The sequence below is a fragment of the Methylobacterium sp. 13MFTsu3.1M2 genome (assembly GCF_900112625.1).
Lineage (GTDB): Bacteria > Pseudomonadota > Alphaproteobacteria > Rhizobiales > Beijerinckiaceae > Methylobacterium.
Map to the genome: position 1 here is coordinate 244,195 of NZ_FOMM01000008.1, position 6,219 is coordinate 250,413.

Below are 6,219 nucleotides of genomic sequence, written 5' to 3' on the forward strand. Positions count from 1 at the left end.
AGCGGAACGTCCGCATATGTCCCCATCTTCATAGCCTCGGTTCGGGTGTCTCCTTGACCTGACCGGTATTTTGGACCGAGCCGATTGCGAGGCTACTGCATGGTGGCGGCCACGGGGAGCCGGAAGGCCAGATCTGGGAAGCTGACAGGCGCAGGTGGCCGATAGCCAATCGACGAATGCGGTCGGACGCGGTTGTAGGTAGATTGCCATCGACCAATCACGATCTGCGCCTCCTTCAGCAAGTAGAATATCTCTTGGCGTAGGCACTCCTCGCGCAGCCTACCGTTGAAGCTCTCACAGTATACGTTCTCCCACGGCGAGCCGGGTGCGATGTACTGAATCTGTGGCCCCGTCTTGGCGACCCACTGGCGCAGCGCCTTCGAGATCAGCTCGGGGCCGTAGCACATCGGGAAGATGGCTCGACGGTTCTGGGGCGGCGCGCGAAGCCATGCTGAGCGCAGCGCGCCGCCCTGGGGCGGTCATGGCCGACCGGCAGGTCTCTAGAGTGACGGTGTTCGAAGCCTCATTCCGGAGACGGATCGACCATGACCAGACCACAGCTTACGCCGCCGGCCGGCGTTCTCGTAGCCATCGACATCGCCAAGGCCCGCAACGAGGTCCTCATCGAGGTGCCCGGCTCCGGCCGACGACGCCGGTTGAGCGTCCTCAACACCCGCGCCGAGCACGATCGTCTGATCGCGCTGCTGTCGAACCTTGGTCAGCCGGTGACTTGCGGCTTCGAGGCCACCGGCAACTATCACCGCCCGATCGCCTGGCGCCTGCTCCAGGCCGGCTTTGCCGTGCGCCTGATCTCCTCCGTGGCGCTCGCCCGCACCCGCGAGGCCCTGCACAACGGCTGGGACAAGAACGACCCGAAGGACGCCCAGGTCATGCTGCACATGATCCGCATCGGCGCCTCGCAGGTGTATCACGACCCGCTCGCCGCCGGCATCAACGACGTGCAGGAGCTGTCCAAGACACACGATGCCGTTTCGCGGGCCAAGACCGAGGTTCTGCATCGGATCCTGACCCACTACCTGCCGCTATACTTTCCGGAGGTCGACCGCTTCCGCCACAACAGCCGCTCGGACTGGTTCTTCGCCTTCCTCGATCGCTTCCCCACGCCCGCCTGCATCACCGCGCTGAGCAAGGAGGCCTTCATCGCTTCCGCCTGGGATGTCGTCGGGCGCAAGGTCGCCAAGGCGCAACTGCTCGGCGACATCTACGAGACGGCCCGCAGCTCGATCGGCCTGCCGGTGCCGCCTGACGCTCCTGCGGTGAGCATGTTCCGGCTCGTCATCGGCGAGGCGCGCGGGCTGATCCAGCAGCGCGACGCCATCGAGGCCACGGCCGACGCCCTCCTGACGGACTGCTCCGACTACAAGCTGCTGCGCTGCATCCCCGGCATCGGCCCGATCAACGCCCTGACCATCCTGGCTGAGGCCGGCGACCTGCGCCGCTTCGGCCATCACCGGCAGTTCCTGAAGTTCTGCGGGCTCGATCTGGCCACCCAGCAATCCGGCACCTTCCGCGGCCAGACCAAGCTGTCGAAGTACGGCAACGCCCGGCTCCGGCGTACGCTCTGGCTGGCTGGGCAGGTGGCCATCCGGCAGCGGGAGAACGGCTTCCGCGACAAATTTGAGCGCTACATCGCCCGCGATCGGCACAATGCCGACCTGCGGCGCAAGGCGCTGACCGCGATCACCGCCAAGATGGCGCGCGTGGTGCACGCCGTCATCAAGACCGGTGCCGACTACCGGCCCTTCGTCGAGGGACCGGTGCCAGGTGGGAGAACCCCTCTCAGCAGAGCCGTGAGGGCGTGAGAACCACGACCCTGTAGATAATGCTCGGGTCTCCTGCCTGGATCGACATCTCGTGTTGAGGACGGTGAGGACCACGGTGCCGCATGCATCGGCTGGATCCTGTGTTCGCTATGGCCGAGAGTTCTTCCGGATCGGCAGGAGCCGCCTGGATCGACATTGACGACAAACACACCGCGGGCGCATGTTCGCGGACGGAGACTTGTTGCCTGGCCAGCCGTCCTTCCTCGCTACGTAGGACGTTATCGCAGCGGATGTGCTCCGGGATGCCGTGCAGGCACATCGCATCGGCCAGCGTCTCGATCACACCTACGCTGTTGATGCGTCGGGCCACCTTCAGCGCCAGGCATCTCCGACTGTGCTCATCGATCAGCGTCAGGACGCGCAAGCTGCGCCCGTCATGTGTCTGCGCCTGCACGAAGTCGAAGCTCCCCACATGGCTGCGGCGGAGCGGCCGCAGTCGCACGCATGAGCCGTCGGTCAGCCAGAGACGGCTGCGCGGCCGGTGCTCCTGGGGGACCTTCAGCCCCTCGCGAGGCCAGATGCCCTCATCCTGAGGTTCTCGAAGGATGAACCCGATCCTTGCCCACCGGCCAGCCGTTTGCCTGCAGCAGCGCGGTGAAACGGCGGTATCTGTCGCGCCCGTACTCGGACGCCAGGGCCATGATGGCGCGGGTCAGCGCATCCGCGTCGGCCGGCAGTGTGGGAACGTAGCGTGGTCACGTAGCGTGGGCACGTAGGGCTGCGTGCCCCGGTGCAGGCCGACGATCCGGCAGGCGTGACGTTCGCAAGAGGCCGTACTTCTCCCGGATGCCATCGACCGCCTGCCGGCGTCGCTCGAGGGCTACAAGTTTCCCGAGGCGACGTCCGCCAGTACCTGCTTTTCCAAAGACAGGTCCGCCACGAGCCGCCGTAACCGAGCGTTCTCGCGCTCCAACTGCTTCATTTTCCTGGCCTGGTCGACTTGGAGGCCGCCGTACTCCTTGCGCCAGCGGTCGTAGCTCTGCTCAGAGATCTCCGCCTCCTCGCACGCCAGCGCCAAGCTTTTGCCTTGTGCCGTCTGCACCTCGATCTGGCGCAGCTTCAGCACGACCTGCTCCCCGCTCGTCTTCTGACCTCGCCGCATGTCCGACGCCTTCGGTCCTGGCTGATCCTCTCAATCAGCCCGGTCCAAAGCCAGCCGGTCAGGTCACGAGACACCACCCATACTCGATGTGAGAAGATACTGGCTGACGCGCTCGGCGAGCATCTCGCGCTCGCCTATCAGCGTACCATCGGCAGTCGCGAGCCAAAACTCGCCGAGGTCGGCCTCTGACCAACTTGGCTACGCCGGCCCGGCCGATCGCGCGGAGCAGTACTCGGCGTTCTTCTGGGGCAAGATCGAGCCGGTCATCGGGGATGCGACTCGCCCTCTCACGCTGACTGTCGGTGGGCGGATCTGAACTCCCAATCTCTATAGTCATGTGTCCGGCAGCGAGCATGACCGCTGTCGCATGGGTCCTCACCCGGCTGCGCTATCAGAATGACTCTCGAAGAAATCGGCCTTGGTAATGATAGCGAGCAACGAGTTCGCCCTCGCTCGCGCGCGGGCACATCGTCCATCCACATCCGGTACAAGCCGTTTCGAAATGTGGGGCGCAATGTGGGCCGGCTACTGCAACCCCGTCAGAAGACTCAGTTAAATCAACGATTAAATTCAAGTACGTGGCGGAGAGGGGGGGATTCAGACCCCACTCGATTGCCACACCTGCTAACCCGCTGACAGACAGGGTCATTCTGCGTCGTCCTTGAACCCGTGTGTACCACCGATGTGTACCACGCGAAAGAGAGAACGCCCCCAAGAAAGGAACGGACTGCAGCCCTTATGCTTGAGTGATCGATGTCTTCCGGACGCTTGAGTTCACTCCACTACGATCTGAGGATGGAAGAGCTGCTGGGGGAGGCGCACGACCTTCTACGCGCTGCGTGACCTGACCGGCATTTTGGACCGAGCCGAGTGAGAGGCTAATGCACGGCCGCTGCCATGGGTAGCCGGAAGGCCAGATCCGGGTAGCTGACAGGCGCGGGTGGCCGATAGCCCAGGGACGAGTGCGGCCGGACGCGGTTTTAGGTGTTCTGCCAGAGGGCGATCACGGCCTGGGCTTCCTTGAGCGCTAGAAGATCTCCTGGCGCAGGCACTCGTCGCGCAGCTTGCCGTTGAAGCTTTCACAGTACCCGTTCTCCCACGGTGAGCCCGGCACGATATACTGGATCTGCGAGCCAGCTTTGGCGACCCATTTGCGCAGTGCCTTCGAGATCATCTCAGGGCCGTTATCGCAGCGGATGTGCTCCGGGATGCCGTGCAGGCACATAGCGTCGGCCAGCGCCTCGATCACGCCGAGGCTGTTGATGCGCCGCGCCACCTTCAGCGCCAGGCAGGCCCTGGTGTGCTCGTCGATCAGCGTCAGGATGCGCAGGCTCCGCCCGTCGTGAGTCTGGGCCTGCACGAAGTCGAAGCTCCAAACGTGATTGCGGTGGAGCGGCCGTAGTCGCACACACGAGCCGTCGTTCAGCCAAAGGCGGGTGCGGGGCCTCTGTCGATTGGGGACCTTCAGCCCCTCGCGACGCCAGATGCGCTGAACCCGATCCTTGCCGACCCGCCAGCCGGCTGCCTGCAGCAGCGCGGTGACACGGCGATAGCCGTAGCGTCCGTACTCGGACGCCAGGGCGACGATGGCGCGGGTCAGCCCATCCTCGTCGGCCAGCACGGTCGGCACATAGCGCTGCGTGCCCCGGTGCTGGCCGACGATCCGGCAGGCGTGACGTTCCGAGAAGCCGTACTTCTCCCGGATCCCGTCGACCGCTTGCCGGCGTCGCTCGGGGGCTAGATGGGGTATTCGGGGCGCCTCGCGCAGCGGAAGCGGCGGCATAATGGCGCTTCGATCCAATCCCGGAGCCCACCATGAGCGAGCAGCACCACGTCGGCCTCGATGTCTCCGTGAAGGAGACCACGATCTGCATCGTCGATCCCCATGGTAAGGTCGTGCACCGGGCCACCGTCGAGAGTCATCCCGAGGTGATCGGCCGCCATTTGATCGACCTGGGCCAAGCTACGCGCGTGTCGGTCTGGAGGCGGGACCGCTCTCGCCGTGGCTCTACGCCGGCCTGGTCGAAGCCGGACTGCCGGCGATCTGCGTCGAGACCCGCCACATGCATGCGGCCCTCTCGGCCCGCATCAACAAGACCGACCGCAACGATGCTATGGGCATAGCTCAGATGATGCGGGTCGGCCTGTTCAAACCGGTCCACGTCAAAACGCCTGCCAGTCAGCAACGCCGCCTGCTCTTGACCTCGCGCAAATTGCTTCAGCGCAAGGCTTACGACATCGAGAGCGACCTGCGCGGCCAGTTGCGCAACTTCGGCCTCAAAGTCGGTGTCGTGGGGGCTGCCGGGTTCGAGCAACGCGTGCGCGACCTCGTGCTCGATCTGCCCTTCGTCGCGGCCGTGGTTCTGCCGCTGTTGGAGGCGCGCTCGGCGCTGCGGACCCAACTCGCCAAGCTGCACAAGATGCTGTTGGATCAGGTCCGCACCGACCCGGTCTGCCGGCGCTTGATGACCGCGCCCGGCGTCGGGCCGGTCGTGGCGTTGACCTACCGTACCTGCGTCGACAACCCGGCCCGCTTCGGCCGATCGCAGTGTGTCGGGGCGCATTACGGTCTGACGCTGCGGCTCTACCAGTCCGGCGAGACGATGCGGGTCGGCCGGGTCTCGAAGTGCGGCGACACGATGATGCGCGCCGCACTGTATGAGGCCGCGCTCGTGCTGCTGACTGGCCCTCGGGTTCGATTGTCCTCACTGAAGGTGTGGGGGCTGGCTGTGGCCAAGCGCAGAGGCATGCAGAAGGCCCTCGTGGCCGTCGCCCGCAAGCTGGCGATCGTGCTGCATCGCATGTGGCGCGACGAGAAGGACTTCCGCTGGTCGGCCGGGGCAGCGGCAGCAGCCTGAGGCTAACGGACCAGCATCAAGCACACCGAGCTCCTCCGGCGTGGAGGAGGTCCCTGTGGGGACGACCGGAGCGGGTGAGACCGAGGAAACTCGAGCGTCGGTTCTGCCGAGCGCGCGGCTTAGATGGATCCGCCCACTCCCTCTAACCCCATCAGGAGGCGGCGTTCGCTGACCTCGGAGAGAAGCAAGAGCTCCACAGGACCGATCACGCGTCGAACCAGGATGCGCACGAGAGGGCGTTGACCGATGAACCCCGAATAGAGAACAAGTTTCCCGAAGCGACGTCCGCCAACACCTGCTTTTCCAGGGACAGGTCCGTCACGAGCCGGCGCAACCGCGCGTTCTCGCACTCCAGATCCTTCATCTTCCTGGCCTGGTCGACCTGGAGGCCGCCGTACTCCTTGCGCCAGCGGTA

The 6,219-nt window shown here is 65.1% G+C and carries 1 protein-coding gene and 5 pseudogenes; 2 read left to right on the plus strand and 4 right to left on the minus strand.

Annotated elements, in window-relative coordinates; genetic code table 11:
* Positions 1-92: 92 nt before the first annotated feature.
* A pseudogene (locus BM314_RS09450) lies at positions 93-398 on the minus strand (transposase); the annotation flags it as partial.
* A gap of 147 nt (positions 399-545) precedes the next feature.
* Here BM314_RS09450 and BM314_RS09455 point away from each other — a divergent pair.
* Positions 546-1,823, plus strand: coding sequence for an IS110 family RNA-guided transposase (locus BM314_RS09455; RefSeq protein WP_091977954.1), 1,278 nt, complete (start codon positions 546-548; stop codon positions 1,821-1,823).
* A 238-nt stretch (positions 1,824-2,061) separates the two neighbouring features.
* Here the strand turns inward: BM314_RS09455 and BM314_RS09460 are convergent.
* A pseudogene (locus tag BM314_RS09460) lies at positions 2,062-2,946 on the minus strand (transposase); the annotation flags it as partial.
* Positions 2,947-3,824: 878 nt separating this feature from the next.
* Positions 3,825-4,687: pseudogene (locus BM314_RS09465) on the minus strand (IS3 family transposase); the annotation flags it as partial.
* A gap of 74 nt (positions 4,688-4,761) precedes the next feature.
* Here BM314_RS09465 and BM314_RS09470 point away from each other — a divergent pair.
* Positions 4,762-5,804 (plus strand): annotated as a pseudogene (locus tag BM314_RS09470) (IS110 family transposase).
* A 259-nt stretch (positions 5,805-6,063) separates the two neighbouring features.
* Here BM314_RS09470 and BM314_RS09475 read toward each other — a convergent pair.
* A pseudogene (locus BM314_RS09475) lies at positions 6,064-6,219 on the minus strand (transposase); the annotation flags it as partial.

Excerpts from the sequence above, each read along its gene's own strand:
- BM314_RS09455 (WP_091977954.1), top strand. The coding sequence starts at position 546 with ATGACCAGACCACAGCTTACGCCGCCGGCCGGCGTTCTCGTAGCCATC.